This window comes from Pseudomonas sp. GW821-FHT09C10, from assembly GCF_059418085.1.
Map to the genome: position 1 here is coordinate 297167 of NZ_JBWKPE010000002.1, position 24432 is coordinate 321598.

Here is a 24432-nt window from a genome sequence, read left to right on the forward strand (position 1 = left end):
GCAACATCGTCAGTGATTGGCCGGTACCTTGAGGATATCGCCGTGCAAAGGGCCCTTCGGCGCGTCAGTCGCGGGCGAGCGCACTTGAATGATCAACAACGCCGCGACCACCGCCGGAATCGCGCAGAAGAAGAAAATCTGCTGCACCGGAATATGCATCGCCAGCAGCATGCTGCCCAGCAACGGGCCCAGGATCGAGCCGAAGCGCCCCACACCCAATGCCCAACCCGTACCGGTGGCGCGTATATGCGCCGGGTAAAAATTGCTGGCGAAAGCATTAAGGGTCAGTTGCCCGCCGATGATGCAAAACCCGGCGGCAAACACACAGGCCACCAGATAGCGCGGATTGTCGTGGTTCAGCCCCAGCAGCACGGTACACACCGCAGCCGCGGCCAGCACGCCGGACAACAGCCGCACCTTGTGCTTCAATCGATCGGCAAACCAGGCCATGCCGATGGCACCCAGGGTGCCGGCGAACAGGAACATCGAGGTCACCAGGTTGGCTTCACTCAACGCCAGGCCACTTTCCAGCAGCAGCGACGGCAACCAGCTGATCATGAAATACAGCAGGATCAGGCTGACAAAGAAGGTCGCCCAGATCAGCACGGTCGGGCGTGCATAGCCATGACGAAACAGCTCCACCACCGTCAATGGGCTGCCCTGCTCGCGGGGGTTTTCGTCCTCGCTCGCCAGCGGCGCACGCCACCCAGGCAACATGCGCGCGGTGACCTGATGCAAGCGTGCATACGGCGGCGCATCGCGCAGCAGGCGCGGCAGGGATTCCGGCAGCAGCCACGCCAGGAAAGGGAACAGCAGCAACGGCGTCACGCCGCCGGCAAGAAACACCGCCTGCCAGCCAAAGCCGTCGATAAATCCTGCGGCCACAAATCCACCGGCTGCGCCGCCGAACGAGAAGCCGCACGCCGCCAACGTCACCATCAAGGTGCGCAAACGTGGCGGGGAATAGTCCGACATCAACGCCATGGCACTGGGCATCGCGCCGCCCATGCCGATACCACAGATAAAGCGCGCCGCCATCAGCGTGGTCAGCGAGCTGGCGAAAACCATCAACACCGTGAGGCTGGCGTAGATCAGCACGCAGCCCAGCAGGATGCGGCGCACGCCAAAGCGGTCGGCCAGGGGGGTCACCAGCAACGAGCCCAAGGTCAGCCCCAGCAGGTTGGCACTGAACACCGGGCCGAACGCGGCCTTTTCCAGCCCCCAATCCGACGCCAGCGCCGGCACCACATAGCCCAGCACCTGGGCATCGTAGCCATCGGTTACCAGCAACAAGGCCAGCAACAGGAGAATCAACCACTGGTAGCGCGACACCGGACGGGCATCGAGTGCCGCGCGAAAGCTGGCAATCTGATTGTGCATCGCAAGGTACCTGTTTTTATTATTGTGCTCACGCTCTGCGCGGGCACGATCACTCAGGAGTGTCGGGTTGATTGGCAGGATGGGCCTGGATAAATGCCGGATGCTGCGCCGCCAACGCCGCCACCCTGCCGATGCGCGGATACGCCCCCAGCGGCACCTTGAAGCGCTCCGCCGCATACAGCTGGGGAATCAGGAAGGCATCGGCCATCCCCGGCTGCTCGCCGAAGCAATAGCCCTTATCGCCAATCAACTGTTCCACCGCCCCCAGCCCCTGGCTGATCCAATGCCCGATCCACTCCAGCACCTGCGCCTCGTCATGTCCCCACTGACGCAACAGGTTCTGGGTGCTGGAGTTGTGCAGCGGGTGAATATCGCAGCCGATGATCGACGCCACTGCGCGCTCATGGGCACGGGTGGCCATGTCCTTGGAAAGCAACGGCACCTGTGGATAACGTTCGTCCAGGTATTCAATGATCGCCGCGGACTGAATCAGCAGCTCGCCGTCATCGGTGCGCAAGGCCGGCACACGACCTTGGGGGTTGATGGCCAGGTACTCCGGCTGGCGATTGGCGCCACCCGCCGGCACCAGCAGGTTGACAGGCACCGCAGTGAAATCCAGGCCCTTGAGCGCAAGGGCGATGCGCACCCGGTATGACGCCGTAGAGCGGTAGTAGGTATAGAGTTCCATCGCCCTGCCCTCCTAGCGTGCCGCGACCACGGTGCCACGGCATTCGCCGAAGCCGATGGAGGCGAAGCCTTCACGGTTGCAACGGGCGCGCAGGATCACCTCGTCACCGTCCTCGAGGAACCTGCGCACTTCGCCGGAAGGCAGTTCGATGACTTTCTTGCCGCCTTCGGTCATCTCCAGCAGGCTGCCGAACTGCCCGGCCTCAGGGCCGGACAAGGTGCCCGAACCAAACAGGTCGCCGGCCTGCAATTGGCAGCCGTTGACGCTGTGGTGCGCCACCAATTGCGCGACGGTCCAGTACATATGCAGGCTGTTGCTCAGGGCCAGGCGATGGGCCGGCAGGTTCTGTTCGCGCATGGCGGCGGTGGTCAACAGCACCTCAAGCTCGATATCCAAGGCGCCAGCGGCCTGGTCACGCTTATCCAGCAGGTACGGCAGCGGCTGCGGATCGCCTTCGGGCCGCGCCGGCTGGGCTTTGCGGAACGGTTCCAGGGCTTCGGCCGTGACCACCCACGGTGAAATGCTGGTGATGAAGCTCTTCGACAGGAACGGCCCCAGCGGCTGGTATTCCCAAGCCTGGATATCCCGCGCCGACCAGTCATTGAGCAGGCAGAAACCGGCGATATGCTCGGCCGCATCGCCAATGGCAATCGAGTCGCCCATGGCGTTGCCCTGGCCGATCCAGATGCCCAGTTCCAGCTCATAGTCCAGGCGCGCGCAGGGGCCGAAGCTCGGTTCGGCCTGGCCGGCCGGCAAGGTCTGGCCTTTGGGGCGAAGGACGTCGGCACCCGAGGGGCGAATGGTCGAGGCGCGGCCGTGATAACCGATCGGCACATACTTGTAGTTCGGCAGCAGCGGGTTATCCGGGCGGAACAGTTTACCGACGTTCTGCGCGTGCTCGATGCCGACGTAGAAGTCGGTGTAGTCGTTGATCTTCGCCGGCACGTGCATCTGGCAATCGGAGGCGCGGTGCAGCACCTGCGCTTCACGGGTCTGCAGTTTGCTGCCCTCCGCCAATAGTTCCAGCAGGCGCTCGCGCAAGGCCACACGCGGACCACGGCCCAATTCGAAGAAGGCGTTCAACTGACCGCCGGCAGTGGCTTCAACGGCACGGCGGACTTCGCCTTCAAACTCATCCAGCGCGGCATGCAGGTCGAGGATCGCGTCGCCAATCGCCACGCCACTGCGCGGTGCCGAGCCGTTGATGCTGAACACGCCCAGCGGCAGGTTTTGCAGGGGGAAATCGCGGTGACCATTGGCGGAGGCTACCCAACTGCGGGTAAGGGTTGGCTGCATCATGGGTTATCTCCGGTTCGGGTTGAAGGTGACGGGCAACGAGGCCCAGCACGCGTCGTAGGAAGGTTGCAGTTGCGGGCACTCCAGGGCGAACTGGGTGGGACGCAGCACTTGGCTGGTCTCGAACATGAAGGCCATGGTGTTATCGATCTTGTGCGGTGCCAGGTCCACGTTGATGGCCTTGGTGCAGGTCTCGCCGTCCGGCCCGTGGGCGCTCATGCAGCTGTGCAGCGACGCGCCGCCGGGCAGGAAGCCTTCGGCCTTGGCGTCGTAGGCGCCCTGGATCAGGCCCATGTACTCGTTCATCAGGTTGCGGTGGAACCACGGCGGACGGAAGGTGTTCTCGGCCACCATCCAACGCGGCGGGAAGATCACGAAGTCGAGGTTGGCCAGGCCGTGCACGCTGGTGGGCGAGGTCAATACGGTGAAGATCGACGGATCGGGATGATCGAAACTCACGGTGCCAAGGGTGTTGAAGCGGCGCAGGTGGTATTTGTACGGCACGTTATTGCCGTGCCAGGCCACCACGTTCAGTGGTGAATGGTCCAGCTCGCACGCCCACAGTTCACCGAGGAATTTCTGCACCAGCGTGGTCGGTTGCCTGAGGTCTTCGTAGTGGGCCACCGGGGTGAGGAAGTCACGCGGATTGGCCAGGCCGTTGCTGCCGATAGGCCCCAGGTCCGGCAGGCGCAGGGGCGCGCCATGGTTTTCGGCGACGTAACCGCGCGCCTGTGCATCCAGCAGCTCGACGCGAAATTTGAGGCCACGGGGCAACACGACAATGTCCAGCGGCTCGACGTCCAGTACCCCCAGTTCAGTGGCGATGCGCAGGCGGCCCTGCTCGGGCACGATCAACAGTTCGCCGTCGGCATTGAAGAACACACGGTCCATGGAGCGATTAGCGCAGTAGTTATAGATGCTGATGCCCGAGGGTTTTTCCGACCCGGCATTGGCCACCATGCCGACCAGGCCGTCGATAAAGTCTGTCGGCTCACTGGGAATATCCAACGGGTTCCAGCGCAGGCGATTGGGCGTCACCGCGCCCAACGGGCCGCCGGCCAACTGCCGCTCCAGCTTGATAAACGCGGGGTGATTGGCCGATGGCTGAATGCGGTACAGCCAGGTGCGGCGGGCTTCGCTGCGCACCATGGTGAAGGCGGTGCCGGAAAACAGCTCGGTATACAGCCCGTAGGGGGCTTTTTGCGGGGAGTTCTGGCCGACCGGCAAGGCGCCGGGCAGGGCTTCGCTGGCGAATTCATTGCCGAAGCCCGACAGGTATTCGAGGTTCATGGATCATCCTCAAGGCGGAAGTTGTTTTTATCGTAATCCAGTTACGCATAACGTAATTTGATCACTATCGACCGTCAAGCTATAAAGACGCCCATTCATCTCTCGGATTCTCGCCCCTCCATGGAAAAGCCCCGCGACACCGGTAAACAGAAAGTCCGCTCGGCCGAAGTGGGCACCGATATCCTCAAGGCCCTGGCCGAACTGTCGCCCTCCACGTCGTTGTCGCGACTGGCCGACCATGTGCAGATGCCGGCGAGCAAGGTGCACCGTTATTTACAGGCGCTGATCGCCTCGGGTTTTGCCGAACAGAACGTCGTCACCAACCATTACGGCCTGGGACGCGAGGCGTTGCGCGTGGGCCTGGCCGCGCTGGGCAGCATGGACGTGCTGAAAGTCGGCGCGATGCCCCTGGCAGAGCTGCGCGACGAGTTGAATGAAACCTGCTTCCTGGCGGTATGGGGCAACCAGGGCGCGACGGTGGTGCAGATCGAACCGGCCGTGCGCGCCGTGACGGTGGTGACGCAATTGGGCTCGGTGCTGCCCCTGCTCAGTTCATCCACCGGGTTGGTGTTCAGTGCCTTCCTGCCGTCGCGGGAAACCGTCGAATTGCGTGAGCGTGAAATCCAGGCCGGCACCGCCCATGCCCTCGCCGACGACCAGGCTTACGCCACCACCTGCGAACAAATCCGCAACCGTGGCCTGCACTTTGTGCATGGCCTACTGATGCCGGGGGTGGATGCGCTGTCGGCACCGGTATTCAACGCGGTCGGGCAAGTGGCGGCGGTGATGACCGTGGTCGGCCCCACCTCGCTGTTCCACGCCGACGAAGATGGCCCGGCGGCGCAGCGCTTGCTGGCGGCGACCCGGGCCGTGAGCTGGCGAATGGGCTACCAGCCCTGAACTAGTCGTGCCACTGGGCCAGGGCCAGCGCCACGCGGTTCTCGAGGGTGCGGAGAGGGGCTGCGTCGCTGAGGTAGTTGTTGCTGATCATCGAAAATACCAGGCGTCGTCCCTCGGCGTCGGTGATATAGCCGCTCAACGATGACACGCCGGCCATGGAGCCGGTCTTGGCGTGCAGGTTGTTTTCCGCAGCCGTCCCGCGCAGGCGATAGCGCAGGCTGCCGCCGGTCATACGGTCGGCATTGCCGGCAATCGGCAAGGCGTTGTACCAGGCGTCGAACCAGGGTTGCTTGGCGGTGACCAGCAGCAGGTCCGTCAGGTTCTGCGCCGACACCAGGTTGCGTCGCGACAAGCCTGAGCCATCTACCTGGTTGAGTGTCGCCGGGTCCAGGCCCTGGCGCTGCATGAACGCCGCCACCGCCGCCACGCCCGCTGCCGCAGTGCCCGCATTGGCGGTTTTGCGGCCCATGGCCTTGAGCAGGGCTTCGGACATGTTGTTGTTCGAGAGCTTGAGCAGCGGTGTGATCAAGTCCTGCAACGGCGCCGATTGATGCTCTGCCAACACCGTCGCCGTCGCTGGGCTGGCCCCTCCGATCACGCGCCGCCCGAGCACCTGGATACCCTGCTGCGCCAGCGCCTGCTCAAACAGATTGGCCACCAGTTGCGTCGGTTCCCACACACTCACCCACTGCCGACTTTGCTTGCCCGGGGCGAGCGTTCCGCTGAGTTGCAGCAGGTTGGTGCCGTGCTGGCGGGTGATGGCGTAGCTGTTGCCGGGGCCGCTGACGGCACGGTTGCTCAGTTGCACGTAGTCGGTGGACGGGCTCACCACCACGTTCACCGGCTGGCCGAGGGCGACGGGAGCCTTTGCCGTGACGAGTAAGGTGCCTGCATCAAAATCCGTGTTGGGCGACACCGTCAGCGCCGAAATCTGTGCGCCGTAGTAAGTGCTCTCGTCGTCCTGGGCCCAGTCCACGCCCAAGCGCTCGGCGTCGAACCACGTGTCGTCGAACACCAGGTCGCCTTGCACCTGGCGCACGCCCTGGCTCGCCAGCTGGGCGGCCAGTGCCTGGTAGTCGGCGAACTGCGTGGTCGGGTCGCCGAGGCCACGCAGGTACAGGTTGCCGGCCAGGCGCTCGCCTTGCTGGGTGCCGTTGCTCAACAGTTGGGTGGAGAAGCGGTATTGCGGCCCCAGCACATCCATCGCCGCAGCGGTGGTGAGCAACTTGAGGTTGGACGCCGGAATCAGACGGGTGCGCGGGTTGTGTTGATAGAGGGTGCTGCCGCTGCGGGCGTCGCGCACCATGACGGAAACCGTGGCGCCGTTGAGGACTGGATCGGCCAACAGCTGATCCAGGGTTGAAGGCGTGGATGGCTGCGGAACACTCGCGCAGCCGCCCAGTAAAACGCTCAGGCACAGCAGGTGTAGCCATCTTCCAAAGTGCATCAGTACTGTGTTCCGCAAAGCCATTAATGGCCGCAACGCTAACAGCTCCGTACCTTTGTGGCGAGCGGGCTTGCCCCGCGTTGGGTGGCGAAGCCGCCCTTACTGATGCCGTCGCGTTCTTTCAGGAGCACCATGGAGTCTGTTTTGGGGCTGCTTCGCAGCCCAACGCGGGGCAAGCCCGCTCACCACAGGAAGCCCGCTCATACATGGACGCCCCCAGTATGCCAAGCACTCAATTCGTGAAAACACAGACGGGATAAGGTTGCAGCCATACATCCGGACTTTAAGTGAGGCGGTGCCTCTGTCCCTGATGGAATTCGCTGATCGGGCTCTTATCACCACAACGCGCTCGAAGCGCTGTGAGCGGGGCAGAGTTACCCGATCCCGGTCCTACCTGTCTTGCCATCACGTCATGATCGCCTGAGCAACCTTGGAAGTACTCCTTCTAACGCATCACTTTTTCATTCCACCGGGCCGGCTACGCCACCGTTACGTCGGGGGTGTAGTTGGGTCGGAACTTGCCGCCATGGGCCAATAATGCCCAGGCTATCCGGGCCGTTTTATTAGCCTGTGCAACGACAGCAACGTTGGTGTGACGACGAGCCAATAACCCCTTCAGCCAATCCGCCGAAGGATCTGTCTTGCTCTCCACCACTCGCACTATCGAGCGTGAGCCATGAATCAGCAAGGTGCGTAAATAACCATCGCCCCGTTTACTGATCCCCAACAACGTGGGCTTTCCTCCGCTGGAGTGTTGTCGTGGCACTAACCCCAACCATGCCGCCATTTGCCGACCGTTACTGAAGTTTTTCGCGTCACCCACTGACGCCACTAGCGCGGTTGCAGTGAGCGGGCCAACGCCTGGGATTTCTGCCAGGCGGCAGCTGTCTTCATTGCTGCGATGCCATTGTTGAATCTCTCGTTCCAACTCGACGACCTGTCGATCCAGCTCTTTGAAATGCTCCATCAAGCGCTGCATCAGTTGGCGTAACGATTCAGGAAGAGCGTTTTCATGATCTTCCAAAATATCCGGCAAACGCTCGACGATATGTCGAATGCCCTGAGGCAAGACCACGCCAAATTCTCCAAGGAGTCCACGAATCGAATTAGCTTGTGCCGTTCTGGCCTTTACAAACCCTTGCCGTGCGCGATGCACCGCCAAAATAGCTTGCTGCTCTACCGTCTTGATCGGCACAAAGCGCATGCTGGGCCGAGTAACGGCTTCACAGATCGCTTCTGCGTCAGCTACATCGTTTTTGTTCGACTTCACGTAGGGCTTCACAAATTGCGGAGCCATTAACTTGACCGTATGACCAAGTGCCTGCAGTTTTCTTGCCCAATAGTGGGCTCCGCCACATGCCTCCATGCCCACTAGGCAGGGCTCCAGGTTGGCAAAAAAAGGGACAACCTGTTCACGTTTAAGCTGCTTCCTTAGCGCTGTTTTTCCTTGTTGATTGATCGCGTGAAGTTGAAACACGGCTTTTGCCAAGTCAACCGAAACAGTCGTAAGCTTCATGAGGACGCTCCCTTCCGCTAAGTGTGGGTAACACTTTAACTTTGGCACATAGATGCCGTTAGGAAGGGGGCGTCCATTTCATTACCACAGGAGGCCCGCTTACCAGAGGAAGCCTGTCCACCACAAGGAGCACACTTGCCATAAGGAGCCCGCCAGGTTTTAGAACTCCAGGGTGCTGGACACCGATACCTGCCGCGCATCGCCCATGGACACAAACAGGCGACTGGCCGCCGAGGTGTAGTAAACGCGGTCGAACAGGTTCTTCACGTTGACCTGGAACTTGACCTTCTGCCCGTCGATCCTGGTGTCGTAGGTGGCGAAGGCATCCGCCACGGTGTAGCCCGGCAGGTTGAAGTCGTTGGCGGCGTCGCCTGCGCGCTCGCCGACATAGCGCGCACCGGTGCCGACGCGCAACTGATCGCCGCCGAAAATGTTGCCGAAGTCGTAGGCCACCGACAGCGAGCCGGTGTGCTTGGCCACGTTTTGCAGGCGGTTGCCTTCCAGTGTCGGGTCGTTGTCCTTGATGTCTTCGGCGTCGGTGAAAGCGTAGCTGCCAATCAGGCTCCACTTGTCGGTCAACTGGCCGCTGGCGTCCAGTTCCAGGCCACGGGAACGCACCTGCCCTGCGATGCTGTAGATGGTGTTGGCGCCGGAGCCCACCGACACCAGCACATTGCGTTTGTCGATAGTGAACAACGCTGCGCTGGCGGTGATGCGCCCGGGGATGTCGAGCTTGGCGCCCAGCTCCCATGACTTGGATTCCTCCGGCGTGAGGTCACCGGTCAACGTGCTGCCATCGGCCAAGGCGGCGATGGTGGAGTTGGGCTTGAACGACTCGGTGTAGCTGCCGTAGAACGACAACTCATCGGTGTAGCGGTACACCAGGCCGGCACGCGGCACCCAGGCTTGGCCGTTGCCGTCGGTGTTGGCCTTGAACGGCACGCCTTTGCCGGCGTACTGGTCATACATCTGATAGCGCGCACCGGCCACGAAGATCCACTGGTCAGTCAGGTGAATCGCGTCCTGGAAGAACAGCGAATCGCTGCGCAGCAGGTCGGTCTGGGCGCTGTCGGCGGCACTGACGGTAGTGCCCGCGACTTCGTTGCCGTACACCGGGTTGTTGTAGTTGAAGGTGCCGCGCGAGTTCTGGCGAATCAGGTCTGCGCGGTAGATCTTGCGGTACTCGTCGTCCAGGCCGAACACCAGGTCATGCTGCATGCCCAGCACATTGACCTTGCCTTCCAGGCTGGCTGTGGCGAAACGGTCAGTGGTGATCGCGCCCTTGGTCCCGTCCATCTTGCGGGTCAGTGTGCCGTTGGTGTTCACCGCGCTGACACGCACCTGGCTGGCGTCGTAGGTTTCACGGTTCCAGCTGTAGCCGAAATGGGCTTTCCAGTCGTCGTTCAAATCGTGGTCGGCTTCGAAGCGGTACAGGTCGGAACGGCCTTCCATGTTATTGAACGGCTCGTCCAGACGGCGAGTGGCCGGGATGTCCAGCGGGTGGTTGGACTTGTCGATGGCCGTGCCGCGGTCGAACGGCGAGAGGAATTCGCGGTGTTCGTAGGCGAACAACAACTTGGTGGTATCGCCGTACCAGGCCAGGGACGGCGCCACCAGCGACTCGCGGTGGGTGCCGAAATTGCGCCAGTAGTCTTCGTCCTCATGGTCGACGATCAGGCGATAGGCCAGGCCCGAATCACCAATCGGCCCGGTGGTGTCGAGGTTGCCGCCGCTGCCGTTCTTGCCGTCGCCGAAGGTGGAGCCGCGCACGGTCAGGGACGTGGCCTGGGTCAGTTGCGGCTTTTTGCTGACGATGTTGACCACGCCGCCCGGGTCCTGGATGCCATACAGCAGCGACGACGGGCCCTTGAGCACTTCGACCCGTTCTGCGGTTGAATTCAACGCCCGGCCCTGCACCACCGGCATGCCATCGCGCATGATCGAGCCGTTACGGTTATCGCCGAAGCCGCGCAGCATCACTGCGTCCTGGGTGCTGGCCAGGGTGTTGGCCTGGGTGATGCCGCTGATATTGGCCAGGGCGTCATCCAGGTTGCGCGGGGTCTGGTCGCGCAGCACTTGGGCGGGGACCACGTTGACGGTCTGCGGGGTTTCCAGCAGCAACGCGCGGGAACGCATCACCGAGCTCGTGGGCGGGGGCTGGTAGCTGGTGCTGTCCTCGGTTTGGCCGACCCCGCTGATGGTGGTGGCGCCGAGATTGAGCGCACCATCGCTGGGCACCGGTTCCAGGGCCAGGGTGCGGGCGTCGATCTGGCGGAAGGTAAAGCCGCTGTTCGCCAGCAAGCGTTGCAGGGCCTGGGTCGCACTCATTTGCCCGCTGACCGCCGGCGCACTGAGGCCGTAAGGCGCTTCATCGGTGTAGATCACGCTGATCCCGGTGACCCGGCTGAAATCGCTCAAGGCCTGGGGCAGCGGCTTGGCAGCCTGGGCAAAGGTGAACTGGGCGCTTTGCTGCTCCTGCGCCTGCGCCACGCCGAGGGGCAGCAACGCCAACCCCGACACCGCCAATACCGAGGCTCCCAGCCACTGTTTAACCCAACCGCCCGCCGTCGACTTCATGCTGTGAGAACCCGTGTAGAAAACGCTGTTAATGCGAATAGATCGCAGTTTCAAGCACTACACGGATGGGCTGGCGGTTTACCTCACCTTTATTTGCAAATATTTTTATTTATTGCGCCTGAATGCAAAACCCCAAGCGTGGGAAATGCACATGCACGGTGCCGGCGCGTTCATCGGTGCGACGCAGGATCAGCTCTTCGCGCCCGGCAAACAGCAGTTCACCAGCCACGGGGTCGGTGCCGTAGTCAGTGGCCGAGATGGTCACCTGCTGGCCGGGTTTGAAGCCGTTCAAATCCTCGAAAACCTCATCGGGCAGCGCAGCGGGCGTTGCGTTACGCGCCACTTCCAGCGCTTGCTCGGCGCTGATCTCACTGGCAGTGCCATGGCCAACGCTCAGCACCCGGTCCAGCCACGCCGCGACAGCGGGATACGCATCCACCAACGGTGCAGTCACCGACGAGCCCTTGAGGAACCACAGCGGATGGGCCAGGGCAAAGTCGGCAATCGATGGCTCACCGAACAGGAAGTCCCCCGTCGGGTGCTGCAATTGCTGATCGATACGATGGATGATCGCCGGCCATTGGTGCTTGGCCTGGTCCAGTTGCACGCGGGTGGCGGTGCCACCGCTGAACAATTTGCTGCGGTCAGCCACCAGCACCTGGAGCATCTGTGGCGGTACGTTGGCAAATTTGACGGCCAGGGATTCAGGCTGGAACACCAGCGCCACGGCATGGGAAAACACTACCGAGTCGGCCCAGGCGGCGAAGCCTTGGGTGACCAGCTCCAGTCCTTGGGGAAACAGCGCCGGGGCGGATTTTTCCTGCTCCAGGCGTCGGGCGATCAAGGCGGTGTCACAGTAGATGTCGGCACCGACTTGCAGCACCGGCGTCTTGCGATAGCCGCCGGTCAAGGCGGTGAGGTCAGGCTTGGGCATCACCGGCGAGATGCGCACGGAATGCCAGGACAAGCCCTTTAAGCCCAGCATCAGGCGGGCTTTTTCAGCAAAAGGGGACTGCGGGTAATGGTGGAGAATCAACTCAGACATGCCAGGCTCCGCTCGATAGGTGAGCGGCTAGCTTAGCCTGCAAAACCCCAGGCGGGGACGATGGGAACCCATCAGTCAAATCAATGAGCCACTTGCGGCCAGGCACTCCTTGGCGCTTTTCTTCAACTTCTTGATCAAGCGCTCCTGGCGCAACGCCTCGCCTTTGCTCGCGCATTGCTCCGTGTACACCAGGGCGACCGCCGGGCTGGACAGGAAAAACCGTGCGCCCTTGCCGCTCTGATGCACGGCAAAACGGCGCACCGGGTCATTGCTGATACCGCAATACAACGCGCCATTGGCGGCGCGTACCAGGTACACAAACCAGGGTTTGGGTTCAGAAGGATCAGTCACGGGTCGATTCGGCACACCAGAAGAGCGCCAAGCTTATCAACGACCGGCCTGGAATGCCCTGAGGCCTTTGAGCGCCTGGGCACGCACGGCGTTTTTCAGGGCCGGCGACCAGCCCAGCAACAGGCCCTTGAGGCCCAGGGCCTGGCGCGACCAGCGCCACAGGTCGAAGTGGTCGTGGTGTTCGCAGATCTTGCCATCGCGAAACACAAACCGCGCGCCGATATCGTTGACTACCGTGTTACCGGTGGCGCTGAACAGATAGGTCGCAACCCAATGCGCGCTGCCGGTGGTTTCATCGCTGCGCACATGGTCGAACGTCAGGGAGAAATCCTTGGCCCGGGTGGTGAGCATGCGCCACATATCGCCGGCGTCACGCCCGCGCAACTCACCGAAGGCCGGGTCGCTGAACAGCACATCCTCGGTGTAGCAGGCCGCCATGGCCTCGGCATCCAGCCGCTGGAAAGCGCTGTAAAACTCGGTGATCAGGGCGTTGTGTGCGTCGCTCATGGGCAGGTTCCAGACCAGGGGTTATAAGCCGTCCAAGATAGTCCGGGCGCCGGTAAAACTCTATCGCCATTTACACCGGGAATGCCCCACCCGGCGCTACGGCACCATGCCGCAGCTGCGGGCGTAGGCAAACAGGTCCACATCGGTAGAGATGCACAGCCGACTCATGGCCGTGCTTTTCTGCTTGCTGATCGTGGAAATACTGCGATTGACCCGGGCCGCAATCTGGCTGACGGTCATGCCGCTGGCCAGCATCCTGACCACTTCGCGCTCCTTGCTGGATAACTGCGGCTGTTGCAGTTGATCGCCGGTGCCCGCCTCCACCAACTGCGCGCGCAGGCATTCACTGACAAATGTCTCGCCCTTGATCACGGTACCGATGGCGGTAGGCAGCTCCCGGGCCGAGGCACTCTTGGCGACAATCGCCCGTGCCCCGTGGGCAAAGGACGCACGCAGCGTCGCCACATTGGCAAACATGGTGACCAGAATCACCGGCAATGTCGGGTACTGGCGCCGCAACAGCCCCAGCAGTCCGTAGCCGTCGGCCTGCTGGCCGCCGGGCATGGCGAAGTCAGTCACCAGCACGTCACACGCCACGCTGCCCAGCAACTTGAGCAATTCATCGGGACCGTCGGCCTCACCGACCACTGTGCATCTACCGCCCGCCTCAATCACCACCCGTTGCCCGATGCGCACAATGGGATGATCGTCGGCAATAATTACACGCAACATAAATACCCACGAATGATGGCAACTTGGAATTAGCGCAAAATACCTGTGTCCTCTTGTTTCAACAACCACTCTACGCAGCCGGCTCCGGATTGCGCCCAGCGTTTGATAGATGGCAACTTTACGCCTACAAAATAAAAAGAAATTACCTACATCCAAAACTTCCAACCAAAAGTAATAACTTCCTACAAACCTTTGAGTCCCGAAGACTCATAACCGGCTCAGATAAGCAATGTATACCCGCAAGTTGCGCTGGAAGGCTTGCAACCGCGGCGTATTCGCCACCACACCATCGGCCTGGACCTGCGCAATCAACTGTTCGCCGCAATGCTCCAGGTCGACTCCGCCGACGAAGGCCAGACTGCCCACCAAACGGTGCAATCGCTCCACCAGCAAGGGCGCATCGGCGCGGGCCTGCGCCAGGTCCAGCCAGGCATCGTCCTCCCGTGCTTCCTCAATCAGGCTGGCCACCGCCCGGTTCACCATCTCATCACTGCCGAAAATTTCGATCAGGCTGGCCCGCGTCGGCCATGCGATCGCGCCTGGACGACGAGCCGGCGCCTCCACCAACGGTGGCAAGGGTGAGGGTGCCAACTTCAGGACAGGTACTTGCTTGGAAAATACCCTTGTCACCATGGTCACCTCATTGCGCTTACAGTAATGGGTCAGCCCATGAGCTCATCAAAACCCAAGGCACTCACATGACTGTCTACAAGCGACCATGAATATCCTTCCGGATATAAAAGTGGCGATACAACAACTACGAAAAATCCAACTTTCCTACAAAATATGAATATAAATTCTCACGCGCTTACGCCTGAATTCTGGCCCCCTCGATTGTCGTAATAGTTGTATTTCCCCCGCAGCACCGCGCGGCTAAATTGCCGCCACTCCGCAAAGACGGAACGGGCTCGCGGCCTTCTGCGACCCCAGCCAAATACAACCCGCCGCCTTGCTCGCCGCCTTCCCGCAAAGGCCGGACGATGCTGTGCGCGCTTCTATCAGCCAGCCCTGTAGTGGAACGTATTGAAATGAGCAAGTCCCTGACCCTGTCGAGCATCGCCCTGTTACTCGCCAGTGCTGCACCCGCCTTTGCTGCCAGTAACGTTGACCTGACCGTCAAAGGCCTGATCACCCCGAATGCCTGCACCCCGACGGTCTCGGCCGGCGGTGTTGTCGACCACGGGAAGATAGCCTCCAAGGACCTGGTCCAGAACAACCCGACGACATTGCCCCGAGTGACGTTGCAGTTGAGCATTGATTGCGATGCAACCATTCCCTTCGCCATCAAGCCCATCGATAACCGCAGCGGCTCCTCAATCAGCAGCACTAATTTCGGCCTGGGCTTTGTCAATGGCAACAAGAAATTGGGCAGGTTTTACCTGACACCAAAAAACATGGTCGCCGACGGCGTCGCAGTCCAACCCATTGCCTCCAGCGACGGCGGCCGCACCTGGTATGACGAGTGGGCCTGGGAACTGCAGACTCTGTGGGGCGCAGGCGCCATGGACGACGCCACCACGCTGCTGCCGATCAAGAACCTGGTGATGGGCCTGGAGGTCGGTACCCAGATCAACCGCGCAGACCAGTTTGATTTCAGTAACGAGACGCCCATCGACGGCTCCGCAACGCTGGAAGTGGTGTACCTGTAACTCAACCCCGTCCACACGGAAGGTTCTAACCATGCATTTTGCCCACGCGATCCCACTGACGGCGTTGTTACTCGCCGCCTCGCCACTGACACTGGCCGCCAGCACCACCGACCTCGCCGTCAAAGGCACCATCACCCCCAGCGCCTGTGCGCCGCTGATCGGCGGCGGTGGCACGATCGACTTCGGAAAAATGGCAGCCAAGGATCTGGAGGCCGATCAGTACACCTCGCTGCCCCACCAAAGCCTGCAGTTGAGCGTGCGCTGTGAGGCGCCGACGTTCTTCACCCTGACCACCGTCGACAACCGCGCCGGCTCCTCGGCCAACCACGCCAACTGGCACGGCCTGGGCATGACGTCGGACGGGGAAAAACTCGGCGGCGCCGCCTTCCACCTGTATGCCCCGGTGGCGGACGGCGTTGCCGCACGCACCATTACCTCAGTCGATGGCGGCGTTACATGGGTACCCACCAGCATGCTCACCCACACCATGCTAACGGCAATCGCGGTAGGCAACCGACTGGTCCCCATTGCCGTGCAAGACTTCGATGCGCAAATCCGCCTGTACACCCACATCGCCCCCGCCAGCAGCCTGACCCTGACCGACGAAGTCCCCGTAGACGGGCACGCCACGGTCCAAGTCAACTACCTGTGACGCCCCCCAGACTCAATTGAAAGGAACTCGCCCCCCATGAAGCCCCTGTTTAACGCATTCGCCACCGGCCTGATACTGCTCGGTTCTACCACCGCTTACGCCGCGTCCACCGTCGACCTGACCGTCAAGGGCCTGATCGTACCGAGCGCCTGCACCCCCGTGCTGTCCAGCGGTGGCGTGATCGATCACGGCAAGATTTCCGCCAAGGACCTGAACACAAACAGCAGTACGGTTATTGGGAACCACACCTTGACCATGGTCGTCAGCTGCGACAGCGCGATCACCTTTGCGCTGCACTCGGTCGACAACCGGGCCGGGTCGTCCATCGCCTACTACGGCCTGGGCCTGATCAACGGCAACCAGAAGCTCGGCTCGTTTGATTTGATGCTCACCAACCCGATCGCCGACGGTGTTGCAGTGCAGCCGATTGCGTCCTTCAACGGCCAGGACAACTGGTTCAGCGAAAAATTCTGGGACCCGGGCCTGTACATGTCGGTGGCCAGCATGGCGGACGACAGTCAACCGGTGCCGGTCAAGGACTTGTCCCTGGAGTTGGTGGTTCAAACCTCCATCGCCCGCACCGACAGCCTGGACCTGAGCAACGAGGTCACCCTCGACGGCTCGGCCACCCTGGAAGTGAAGTACCTGTAACGCCCTGGGCGCCCATGCCTGGCAATCCATCACGGGCATGGGCGCTGTTTCTGTACCGCCCGTATTCAACTCGACCCGTGGCGCTCCCCATGAACACGCTCACTCAACGCCTGGCTGTATTGCTCTTGCTGACGACGACTCCTGCGGTGTTCGCCGCCGCCTTCGTCGACCTCACGGTGACCGGGCGGCTGACGCCGGACGCCTGTCACGTCACGCTGTCAGACCAAGGCACGATCGATCACGGAAAAATCCCCTCGCACACCTTGAACGCCAAAGAATTCACGGTGTTGCCCAGCCAGTTGCTGCAACTGAATGTGCAATGCAGCAGGCCGATGCTGTTTGCCCTGGTGGGGCTCGACAACCGCGCCGAGTCGTCACTGGCCCCCGGTTTTTTCTATGGCCTGGGCAGGAACATTCATGTGCCGGCCGAGCGCCTGGGATCCGTGGCCTTGTCCTACCGCAACCCCATCGGCGATGCGCAGTCCATGCAGGTGCTGGCCTCCAGTGACAACGGTGAAACCTGGTCGCCGGAACCGAATGCCTATCCCAAATCCTATGTGGGCTTCGCCCCACCCGGTGATCGCCAGCCCGACTTCATCGGCCAGTTGAGCGCCCAACTGCGCATCGACACCTCCATCAACTTCAGCCAGTACCTGACCCTGAACCAGGATGTGCCGCTGGACGGTTCCATCGTGCTGGACCTGCGCTATCTCTGACCTTTTCATGCTGCCCCAATGGAAAACCCCGTCATGACGACGACATTGCTCAAAACCTCAACCTGCCTCATTGCCCTGACGCTGCTGTTTGGCAAGGGAGCGCAGGCCGACGGCATGATCCCGGACACCTCCGTGGTCATCGTCTACGAAGCCGAAGGTGAAGCGGCCGTTTCGGTCACCAACACCGACAGCCAACTGGCCCTGCTCCACGTCACCCTGGAAGACATTCCCGAAGACCGCGAGCCGTTGCTCGTCGTCACCCCGCCCCTGTCGCGGGTGGAGGCGTCCAAATCGCAACTGGTGCGGTTCATCCTGCAACGCCAACAACCGCTGCAGACCCAGCGGCTCAAGCGCGCGATCTTCGAAGGCATGCCCCAGGGTCGCCCGACCACCGAAGCCGGGCATGCCCGGGTAGGCGTGACCGTGCGCCAGAACCTGCCGGTGATCATTCATCCCAAGGGCCTGGCCCTCAATCGCACGCCCTGGACCCGCCTGGCCTGGTCGCAGCACGGCAACACGCTGCAGGTGCGCAACGACAGTCCGTACGTGGTACGTCTGGCCCAGGAGTTGCGCCTGCTGCCTGGCGACGGCAAGGCCATGTTGCCGCGCACCTACGTGTTGCCGGGGGAAACCCTGAGCGTACCGGCCACCGGTGGCACCGCCAGTAAAGTCCGGCTGCAGCCGGCCACGGTGTATGGCTTTGCCGTCGCCGCCTACGAAGCCCCCCTCACCTGACCAACACGACAGGCGCCCGGCGCCTGCATAACGAAGTGACGGCTCGAAGACCGTCACCGGGCGCACAGACGCCATTATTCGAGTGCCTTTCGTGAAAACAGTATTGAACTACCGTGACGGCGATGCCCTGCCCGACATTCCTAACCGCAGCGCCCTCCCCGCGCTGCTGCTGGCGTGCAGCCTGTTGCCCGCCGAAGCCTGGGCCGCAGAACGCACAGGCTTCGATGCGACTACCCTGCACCAACGCGGCATCGACCCGCAGCTGGCCAGCCTGCTGCTGGACGCACCGCGCTTTGCCGCCGGCCGGCACGCGGTGAGCCTGCGGGTCAACGGCCTGCCCCGGGGGAGGCTGGAGGTCGGTTTCGATCAACAGGGCCAACTGTGCTTCGATCAGGCACTGCTGGACGCCGCCAACCTGATCCAGCCCGGCGACAGCGGTCCCTGCCACGACCTGCTCGCGCTGTACCCCCAAAGCCTGGTGGAGCCCGACCCGGCCAGCCTCACCGTGTCGCTGGTGGTGCCCACCGAAGCCCTGCGGCCACTGCAACAGGACATCTCCGGTTATCAGACCGGGGGGGTTGCCGCCCTGCTCAATTACGACCTCACGGGTTTCTACAACCGCTTCGAGGACGACGACAGTCGTTTCGGCTCCGCCAACACCGAGGTGGGCTTCAACGCGGGCGACTGGATCGTGCGCAGCCGCCAGGTGCAGACCTGGCAGGATGGCCTGTCGCGCAGCACTCATCTTGAGGCGTATGCCCAACGCACCTTTGCCAGCCAGCAGGCGGTGCTGCAAGCCGGGCAGATCAATCTCTACAACCCGGTATTGTCCGGTGCACAGATCACCGGGGTGCAGGTACTGACCGAACAGGCCCTTCAAGAACAAGGCCAGGGCGCGACCATCGAGGGTATCGCCAACAGCCCGGCCCAGGTCGAAGTGCGGCAGAACGGAGCGTTGATTCACTCCACCGTGGTGCCGGCCGGGCCGTTTTCCCTGACCGACGTGCGACGCCTGAACTCACGCTCGGACGTCGAAGTCACGGTCAAGGAAAGCAGCGGTGGCGAGCGCCGTTTCACCGTTCCCGCCGCCATGCTCGGCCTGGGACTGGCGGCGCCGGGGTACTCGGTGGCGGCGGGCCGCGTGCGCAATATCGGCGATGCCCAGGGTAATGATCCGTGGGTGGTCAGCGCGGGCTGGACCGGCGCCGTGCACCCGCAACTGTCCCTGGGCAGCGGTGTGCTGGCGGCCAGTGAATACCGTGCGGTGGGGCTGAGCCTGGGTTGGCTGCCATGGCTGGACAGTCAGGTGCAACTGGGCACCCAGGTCGCCGATACCCAGGCACGGGACAAGGTGCGTGGCGTGCAGACCGACCTGTCATGGTCTCAGCGCCTGAATGATCAATGGTCGTTCAGTGTGGCCAACTCCTGGCGTACGCCAGGCTATCGGGAGCTGGAAGAATCCACCTACGAATCCGACTCCACCCAGCAGCGGCGCTCCCGCTATCGCGATCAACAGAGTGCCACCCTGGGCTGGTCGCACCCGTGGCTGGGAGCGTTCAGTGCGGGCGTGTCGCGCTCCAGCAATTTTGATGGCGACAGCAGCAGCCGGGGCCTGGCGTCCTGGGGCACCAGCGTCGGGGGCGTGTCGTTGTCGGCCAGTGCGGAGTGGCAAATGGGCGGACGCCAGCAACAGGACAACGCGGTGTACCTGAATGTCAGCCTGCCCCTGGGCGAGAGTCGTCGCGTGCGCGCCTGGGTGCGCAACTCGGGCGGCGAACATCGCACGGGCCTGGGGCTGAACGAACAGCTCGACGATCAATTGAGCTATCGCGTCAGCGCCGAACACGACACCCGCGACCAGCAGGTCGAAACCACACTCGGGCTATCGGCCCTGCCGCGCTACAGCCAGCTCGATGTCAGCTACAGCCGCTCCGATGCCGAGCGGTCGAGCTATCAAGGCAGCGCCCGGGGTGGCGTGGTAGTGCATGGCGACGGCGTCACCTTTTCGCCCTATCCGGTACGCGACACCTTCGCCGTGGTCTCTGTGGGCGATATGGGCGGCATCAAGCTGAGCACCCCCAGCGGTCCGGTATGGACCGACTGGCAAGGCCAGGCCGTGGTGCCCCAGGTGAACGCCTATGGTCGCAGCCCGGTGGAAGTGCAGACCCGCTCACTGCCGCGCAATGCCGATATCAACAACGGCCTGGCAATGATCTCGGCAGGGCGCGGTGCGGTGGATCGGGTCGAGTTCGGGGTGACGTTGACCCGCCGAGTGTTGCTCACCGCCCGCACCGAACAAGGCGCACTGCTGCCCCGTGGTGCAGCAGTGAGCACCGCCGGCGGCGAGTTCGTGACCCTGGTGCAGGACGGCGGCCAGGTGTTCCTGCCCAATGTGCTGGAGCAATCCGGATTGTGGGTCAGCGCGCCAGGCTTGACCCGCTGCCGGTTGCAGTTCGAGCTGCCGGCCAAGGGTGATCCCCAGGTGTATTTCGAAACCGCGCCTGCGCGCTGCCACCCCCTATGAGGAAGATCGCCATGCCCCTTTTCCGCGCGCCCTGGCTGACGGCTGCATTGATGAGCGTCAGCCTCGTCACAGACGTCTTGGCCAACGACGAGTGCCAGTTGGACATCAGCGAGTCGTTGCTCGATTTCGGCCTGATGAAACGTCTTGCGCAAAACGACAGTGCCCCACAGCGCCTGCTCGGTGAACGCCGCTTGAGCCTGAACCTCAACTGCCCACAACCGGCGGACATGAGTGTGTTCTACCGCGCCCTCGCAGCCAGTGCCCAACGCCTGCAACTGACCGAGCACGGCACCTACGCCCTGCAGGTCAGCGACGGCGTTCTGGATGGCCAGGCAGTAGAGTTGGGATTGCTGCCCGCAGCCGGCCAGGCACCGGCCGTCGTCGGCACGGCATTGAATTGGCGACCCGGCCATGGCGTAGCACCGGTGCAAGGCGCCAGCGTGGTGCAGGGCAAGCATTTCGCTTTGCAGGTGAGCCTGAGCGCCTGGGCCGACATCGCCGCAACCCGGGTGCGCGAGGCGACCACCTGGGAAGTGTCCGGGACGTTCGACGCCCACCAGGGCAGCCGCTCGCGGGAACTCACCCTGCGCGCCCACTTCGCCCCTGCCGCCTGCACGCCGCAGTTGTCCAATGGCGGACTGGTGGACTACGGCACGCTGCTGGCCAAGGACCTGAATGCTACCAATGAAACACCGCTGCCCACCCGCACCTTGCAGCTCTCGGTGAGTTGCGATGCCGCCACGCCCTTCGCCCTGAAGATGCATGACAACCGCAGCGGCTCGGCCACCGGCGGTATCGATGAAACCGCCTACGGCCTGGACCTGGACGCCAGCCAGAACAAGATCGGGCGCTACTACCTGAACATCGACCCGGCCGAATTCAGCGCCGACGCCCTCGGCACCCTGTATCGGACCGATTCCACCAGTGGCGGCGCAGCCTGGAGCAGCTCCAGTGCCCGGCAGATCCCCATCGCCGCCAACAGCCTGATGGGGTTTACCGACAGCCTCGGCAACACCCGTGGGCCGGTGCCGATCCAGCAACTGGCCGGGACAGTGCGCATCAAGGCCTACCTGGCGCCAACCCAGTCATTGGACCTGCGCAACGTGGTGTACATCAACGGCTCGGGCACCCTTGAAATCATCTACCTCTGACCTCTGGAGTTCGCCTTATGAACACGTACCGCATTGCCGTTTTCGCCCTGGTTTTACTGACCGGTGCCCCACATACACTGGCCGCCTCCAGCGTGGACCTGAGTGTCAAAGGCCGGCTGACACCCACCGCCTGCACGCCACTGCTGTCGAGCAACGGGTTGATCGACTACGGCAAGATTTCCCAGCAGGACCTCAACCTCGAAAAAGGCACTCGATTGCCGGTCAAGCACCTGCAAGTCAGTATCGGCTGCAACGCGCCGAACCGCTTTGCCCTGCGCATGCGTGACAACCGCGACGGCACGGCCATGGTCAACAGCGAGATTTACTACGGGCTGGGACTGGACAACAGCGGCAACCGTATTGGCCTCTATTCCCTGACTTTCGACCCTCGCCAGACCCAGGCGGACAGTCTCGCGCCGGCCTACGGTACCGAATCCACCACCGGCGGCCTGGCCTGGCGCACCGCCAACCTCAACCCGATCGACATCGGCGCCAACAGCTATCTGGGGTTCACCGACACCGAAGGGAGTACCACCGGCCCCTCGGCGATCCAGGCGTTAACCAGCACCGTCAAGGTCGAGGCGGTGATCAATGCCAAGCAGAACCTGGACCTGAGCAGCGACACCTTGCTCGACGGCTCGGCGACCCTGGAAGTGCTGTACCTCTAGACTTTCTCGCTGCTGACCTGCACATACAGCGCCCGCCCCGCCCCCAGCCCGGCAACGATGGCGCCCAGGCCGATCACCGCGAAAATCCAGCCGATGGCCGACCAGCCGCCCGTCCAGTCGTGCACCAGGCCCACCGCAAATGGGCCAATGGACGCCAGGGTATAACCGAAGCCCTGGGCCATGCTCGACAGGTTGGCCGCCACATGGGAGTCGCGCGAACGCAGCACGATCAGGGTCAGCGCCAGGCTGAACGTACCGCCCTGGCCCAGACCGAGCAGGATCGCCCAGCCCCACAGGCCGTCCAGCGGTGCATACAGGCAACCGAACAAACCGCCGAGGGTCAGCAGCATCACCACTACGATCGCCAGGCGCTGGTCTTTGCCACGGGTGGCGAGCCAGGGGGCGGCGAGGGAACTGAACAATTGCATGACGATCGAGCCGGACAACGCCAGCCCGGCTTCGGTGGAGCTCAGGCCACGACCGATCAGGATCGACGGCAACCAGCCAAACACGATGTACGACAGGGACGATTGCAGGCCCATATACAACGTGACCTGCCAGGCCAGCGGATCACGCAGCAGGCCCTTCACTCGGTAGGCGACCTGGTGGGTGGCGTGTTTGCGGCCGACCTGCGGTAACCAGAACAACGCCGCCGCCAACGCCGGCAGAATCCAGAAGCCCAGGCCGATGGTCCAGCGGTCACCGAAGTAATGACTCAGCGGCACCGTGGCACCGGCGGCCAACGCCGCGCCCAGGCACAGGGCCATGGTGTAGACGCCGGTCATCGCACCGGCCTGCCTGGCGAAATCACGCTTGATCAGGCCCGGCAGCAAGACGCCGATGATGCCGATGCTCGCACCGGCGATCAGGCTGCCGGCGAACAAGCCCACTTCGCCAAAAGCGCTGCGCAGGATGATGCCGGCGGCCAGGGTCAGCAAAATCCCCAACACCACCCGCTCGGCGCCAAACCGCCGGGCCAGGATCGGCGCCGTGGGTGCGAACAGGCCGAGGCACAACACCGGCAGGGTGGTGAGCAAACCGGCCTTGGCCGCCGATAACCCCAGGCTGCTGGAGACGTCGGCCAGCAATGGCGCCACGCTCGACAGCGCTGGACGCAGGTTCAAGGCCACCAGGATCAGGCCCAGCAGCAACAGCCAGGGTCGACTCACCACCGGGTGGCTGCTTTGCACCACTTCGTCGTCGGCCTCGGCGTCGATCAACAGTTCGTCCAACTCGCTCGTACGCTTGGTTTCAGGGTTCATTGATCAACTGCCGGCAAAGGGATTTGGCGCGTTCCGGGTCCTGGTGTTCCACGGCTTCGAGCAGGGCGATATGCAGGTCGAACACCGCCTGGCGACGCGGCGAAATGTTCAGGGTCTGGCGCAACTGCGCGCCGACGATGGCGGAAAAGTACTGGTACAGCTCGCTCAATGCCGGGTTGTGCGCGGCATCCACCAGGCGTTTGTGAAACAGCAGGTCGGCGCTGATATAGGCCTCGAGGTCACCGTGGTACAGCACCGCGCTGGCCTTGAGTGCCTCATGCAAAGCGGTGAGGTCGGCTTCGGTACGGCGCACCGCCGCGAGCCCGACGGCCTCCACTTCCAGGATCTGCCGCGTCTCCTGCGCCTGCTCCAGGGTGCAGTGGGATAACGCGCGCATGGCCCCCAGCGGGTCGGTCATCGAGCGCAGGTAACTGCCGTCGCCCTGGCGGATCTCGATCAACCCGGAAAACGCCAGCACGCGCATGGCCTCGCGCACGGTATTGCGGCTGACGCCCAGCTCGGAGGCCAGCTCCGGCTCGGTGGGCAGGCGTTCACCGATGGCCCACCGGCCTTCGCTGATGCGCCAGCGCAATTGCTCAAGGGCCTGGTCCACCAGGGAGCGTTTGATCAAGGGGGCGATGTCTGTCATGGAATGCAGGCTTTCGTCCAATCATAGGATGAATTTTCCTACAGCC

At 62.8% G+C, this 24432-nt stretch carries 23 protein-coding genes; 9 read left to right on the plus strand and 14 right to left on the minus strand.

Annotation, left to right across the window (positions count from 1 at the left end):
- Positions 1 to 9: 9 nt before the first annotated feature.
- The 4 genes from AC07OT_RS05095 to hmgA are packed head-to-tail and all read right to left on the minus strand — an operon-like array spanning position 10 to position 4654.
- Positions 10 to 1380, minus strand: coding sequence for an MFS transporter (locus AC07OT_RS05095; RefSeq protein WP_495107621.1), 1371 nt, complete (start codon positions 1378 to 1380; stop codon positions 10 to 12).
- Positions 1381 to 1429: 49 nt separating this feature from the next.
- Positions 1430 to 2068, minus strand: coding sequence for a maleylacetoacetate isomerase (gene maiA / locus AC07OT_RS05100; RefSeq protein ID WP_027604692.1), 639 nt, complete (start codon positions 2066 to 2068; stop codon positions 1430 to 1432).
- A gap of 12 nt (positions 2069 to 2080) precedes the next feature.
- Complete coding sequence (gene fahA, locus AC07OT_RS05105) at positions 2081 to 3367, minus strand: fumarylacetoacetase (protein WP_495107622.1); 1287 nt, start codon at positions 3365 to 3367, stop codon at positions 2081 to 2083.
- Positions 3368 to 3370: 3 nt separating this feature from the next.
- Positions 3371 to 4654, minus strand: coding sequence for a homogentisate 1,2-dioxygenase (gene hmgA / locus AC07OT_RS05110; RefSeq protein WP_495107623.1), 1284 nt, complete (start codon positions 4652 to 4654; stop codon positions 3371 to 3373).
- 120 nt (positions 4655 to 4774) lie between these two features.
- On the opposite strand from hmgA, the gene AC07OT_RS05115 reads away from it, so the two are divergent.
- The gene (locus AC07OT_RS05115; RefSeq protein ID WP_495107624.1) at positions 4775 to 5554 is read left to right on the plus strand and encodes an IclR family transcriptional regulator; all 780 of its coding nucleotides are present in this window, start codon (positions 4775 to 4777) and stop codon (positions 5552 to 5554) included.
- 1 nt (position 5555) lies between these two features.
- Here the strand turns inward: AC07OT_RS05115 and dacB are convergent, their stop codons facing one another.
- From dacB to AC07OT_RS05155, 8 genes are all read right to left on the minus strand, one after another.
- Positions 5556 to 7001, minus strand: coding sequence for a D-alanyl-D-alanine carboxypeptidase/D-alanyl-D-alanine endopeptidase (gene dacB, locus AC07OT_RS05120; RefSeq protein ID WP_495107625.1), 1446 nt, complete (start codon positions 6999 to 7001; stop codon positions 5556 to 5558).
- A 478-nt stretch (positions 7002 to 7479) separates the two neighbouring features.
- Positions 7480 to 8517 (minus strand): IS110 family RNA-guided transposase, encoded by a 1038-nt coding sequence (locus tag AC07OT_RS05125; RefSeq protein WP_495107626.1) that lies wholly within the window; start codon positions 8515 to 8517, stop codon positions 7480 to 7482.
- Between the two features lie 159 nt (positions 8518 to 8676).
- Positions 8677 to 11094, minus strand: coding sequence for a TonB-dependent siderophore receptor (locus AC07OT_RS05130; protein WP_495107627.1), 2418 nt, complete (start codon positions 11092 to 11094; stop codon positions 8677 to 8679).
- A 109-nt stretch (positions 11095 to 11203) separates the two neighbouring features.
- Positions 11204 to 12139, minus strand: a complete 936-nt coding sequence (locus AC07OT_RS05135; protein ID WP_495107628.1) for a glutathione S-transferase family protein — start codon at positions 12137 to 12139, stop codon at positions 11204 to 11206.
- A gap of 75 nt (positions 12140 to 12214) precedes the next feature.
- Positions 12215 to 12490: a GIY-YIG nuclease family protein gene (locus AC07OT_RS05140; protein WP_495107629.1), complete on the minus strand. Its 276-nt coding sequence runs from the start codon at positions 12488 to 12490 to the stop codon at positions 12215 to 12217.
- 36 nt (positions 12491 to 12526) lie between these two features.
- The gene (locus AC07OT_RS05145) at positions 12527 to 12997 is read right to left on the minus strand and encodes a nuclear transport factor 2 family protein (protein WP_065938610.1); all 471 of its coding nucleotides are present in this window, start codon (positions 12995 to 12997) and stop codon (positions 12527 to 12529) included.
- Between the two features lie 96 nt (positions 12998 to 13093).
- Positions 13094 to 13729, minus strand: coding sequence for a response regulator (locus AC07OT_RS05150; protein WP_065938609.1), 636 nt, complete (start codon positions 13727 to 13729; stop codon positions 13094 to 13096).
- A 207-nt stretch (positions 13730 to 13936) separates the two neighbouring features.
- On the minus strand, positions 13937 to 14362 hold the full coding sequence (locus tag AC07OT_RS05155) for a hypothetical protein (protein ID WP_495107630.1): 426 nt from the start codon (positions 14360 to 14362) through the stop codon (positions 13937 to 13939).
- Between the two features lie 395 nt (positions 14363 to 14757).
- On the opposite strand from AC07OT_RS05155, the gene AC07OT_RS05160 reads away from it, so the two are divergent.
- From AC07OT_RS05160 to AC07OT_RS05195, 8 genes are all read left to right on the plus strand, one after another.
- Positions 14758 to 15378 carry a DUF1120 domain-containing protein gene (locus AC07OT_RS05160; protein ID WP_065938607.1) on the plus strand — a complete coding sequence of 207 codons (621 nt, stop codon included), beginning with the start codon at positions 14758 to 14760 and terminating at the stop codon, positions 15376 to 15378.
- A 31-nt stretch (positions 15379 to 15409) separates the two neighbouring features.
- Positions 15410 to 16030, plus strand: coding sequence for a DUF1120 domain-containing protein (locus AC07OT_RS05165; RefSeq protein ID WP_495107631.1), 621 nt, complete (start codon positions 15410 to 15412; stop codon positions 16028 to 16030).
- A gap of 36 nt (positions 16031 to 16066) precedes the next feature.
- A complete protein-coding gene (locus AC07OT_RS05170) occupies positions 16067 to 16681 on the plus strand; it encodes a DUF1120 domain-containing protein (RefSeq protein ID WP_141156815.1) in 615 nt (204 codons plus the stop codon).
- 89 nt (positions 16682 to 16770) lie between these two features.
- Positions 16771 to 17397, plus strand: a complete 627-nt coding sequence (locus AC07OT_RS05175; protein ID WP_495107632.1) for a DUF1120 domain-containing protein — start codon at positions 16771 to 16773, stop codon at positions 17395 to 17397.
- 33 nt (positions 17398 to 17430) lie between these two features.
- Complete coding sequence (locus tag AC07OT_RS05180; RefSeq protein WP_495107633.1) at positions 17431 to 18132, plus strand: fimbria/pilus chaperone family protein; 702 nt, start codon at positions 17431 to 17433, stop codon at positions 18130 to 18132.
- Positions 18133 to 18223: 91 nt separating this feature from the next.
- On the plus strand, positions 18224 to 20656 hold the full coding sequence (locus tag AC07OT_RS05185; protein ID WP_495107634.1) for a fimbria/pilus outer membrane usher protein: 2433 nt from the start codon (positions 18224 to 18226) through the stop codon (positions 20654 to 20656).
- A 50-nt stretch (positions 20657 to 20706) separates the two neighbouring features.
- Entirely contained in the window at positions 20707 to 21807 is a 1101-nt protein-coding gene (locus AC07OT_RS05190; protein WP_495107758.1) for a DUF1120 domain-containing protein, read from the plus strand.
- Between the two features lie 17 nt (positions 21808 to 21824).
- Complete coding sequence (locus AC07OT_RS05195; RefSeq protein ID WP_495107635.1) at positions 21825 to 22475, plus strand: DUF1120 domain-containing protein; 651 nt, start codon at positions 21825 to 21827, stop codon at positions 22473 to 22475.
- Here AC07OT_RS05195 and AC07OT_RS05200 read toward each other — a convergent pair.
- Together AC07OT_RS05200 and AC07OT_RS05205 are read right to left on the minus strand one after the other, a co-directional pair.
- A complete protein-coding gene (locus AC07OT_RS05200) occupies positions 22472 to 23737 on the minus strand; it encodes a CynX/NimT family MFS transporter (RefSeq protein WP_495107636.1) in 1266 nt (421 codons plus the stop codon). The genes AC07OT_RS05195 and AC07OT_RS05200 overlap by 4 nt on opposite strands.
- Positions 23727 to 24386, minus strand: a complete 660-nt coding sequence (locus AC07OT_RS05205; RefSeq protein WP_495107637.1) for a FadR/GntR family transcriptional regulator — start codon at positions 24384 to 24386, stop codon at positions 23727 to 23729. Before AC07OT_RS05205 ends, AC07OT_RS05200 begins: the two co-directional genes overlap by 11 nt.
- Positions 24387 to 24432: the final 46 nt, after the last annotated feature.